Origin of the sequence: Wolbachia endosymbiont of Drosophila seguyi (assembly GCF_028981765.1) — a bacterium.
GTDB lineage: Bacteria > Pseudomonadota > Alphaproteobacteria > Rickettsiales > Anaplasmataceae > Wolbachia > Wolbachia pipientis.
In genome coordinates, this window is record NZ_JAPQLM010000091.1 from 1 (window position 1) to 1,410 (window position 1,410).

Sequence of the window (1,410 nt, forward strand, 5' to 3'; positions counted from 1 at the left end):
ATAGCGCCGGACAGATAAAACCTGTCAAACCAAAAAGAAACTTCCTAGCTGAGTGTATGGCAAATTTTATATATAATTTTGTAGAGAAGAGCTTTTTGCAGTTATAGCCGAACTATGCAATGGTGCCTTAAGTGCCCGTGGGATAGCGTGGCTTTGGAGGAACGGTCAAACCACTGATGGGGCCTTTTGGGCTACCTCGATTAGAAGAATGTATAACTCAACCGTCCCAAGCTTAAGCACTTCTCAACTATGGATTATTATATAATGGAGATTAAAAAATGGCAAAGGTCAAAAGTAAATTAGAGATAACAAATCCTAATGCAGCAGGAATCGATGTTGGCTCGGCTGTACATTATGTATGTGTACCCGAAGGAAGCGATGAACAACGTATACAAAAATTTAGCTGCTTTACGGAAGATCTCTATAACATAGCAAAATGGTTGAAAAAATGTAAAGTTAATACAGTAGCCATGGAGTCAACAGGAGTGTACTGGATTCCTTTGTTTCAAGTACTTGAATCACACGGATTTGAAGTAAAACTGGTAAACGCAAAACATGTTAAAAATGTACCTGGGAGAAAATCAGATGTGCAAGATTGTCAATGGATTCAACAACTACACAGTTACGGGTTACTCCAAGGGTCATTTAGGCCAGATGATCGAATGTGTGTATTGCGTAGTTATGTTCGGCAACGTAAAAATTTAATTGAAAATGCTTCTACACATACTTTGCGTATGCAAAAAGCGCTAACACAAATGAATATTCAACTACATAGAGTTATAAGCGATACAACTGGTGTAACTGGAATGCAAATTATTAAAGCAATAATAGATGGTGAGAGTAATCCTGAAAAATTGGCTGAACTAAGAGATGGACGAATAAAAAGTGATAAATCTGTTATTGCAAAAGCATTAGCAGGAAACTATAGGAAAGAACACCTATTTACATTAAAGCAAGAATTTGAGCTATATAATATTTATCAGGAAAAAGTAGCAGAATGTGACAGGAGCATTGAAGAATATTATAAAACATTTGAGACAAAGTCTGATGAGAGTAAAAAGTTAGGTGAAGAGAAAAATAAGTATAGAAAAAGTAAACCAAACTTTGCTTTGCATGAAGAATTATATCGAGTAACTGGCATAGATTTTACCAAAATTCCTGGATTGGATATACTAACTGTACAAACTATCATTTCGGAAGTTGGTGTGAACTATAATAAGAGGTTGTCCGGAAACTAGTAAATTCAAGCATATTCCCTCTTTAACATAACCCTACTCATAGCTAGGTATATGAAATTCTCAGTGGATGTTGTGAGTAAATCATACTCCTTCGATAGCCTTCTATTCCTATTAACCCAAGCAAAAGTCCTTTCTACAACCCATCTTCTTGGCTGTACTTTAAACCCTTGTT

1 protein-coding gene and 1 pseudogene are annotated in these 1,410 nt (G+C 35.9%); one reads left to right on the forward strand and one right to left on the reverse strand.

What is annotated here, in order from left to right:
• Positions 1-278 precede the first annotated feature (278 nt).
• Positions 279-1,220: pseudogene (locus OZD62_RS01960) on the forward strand (IS110 family RNA-guided transposase); the annotation flags it as partial.
• 23 nt (positions 1,221-1,243) lie between these two features.
• Here OZD62_RS01960 and OZD62_RS01965 read toward each other — a convergent pair.
• A partial coding sequence (locus OZD62_RS01965) for a transposase (RefSeq protein ID WP_275019324.1) occupies positions 1,244-1,410 on the reverse strand: 167 nt, incomplete at its 5' end.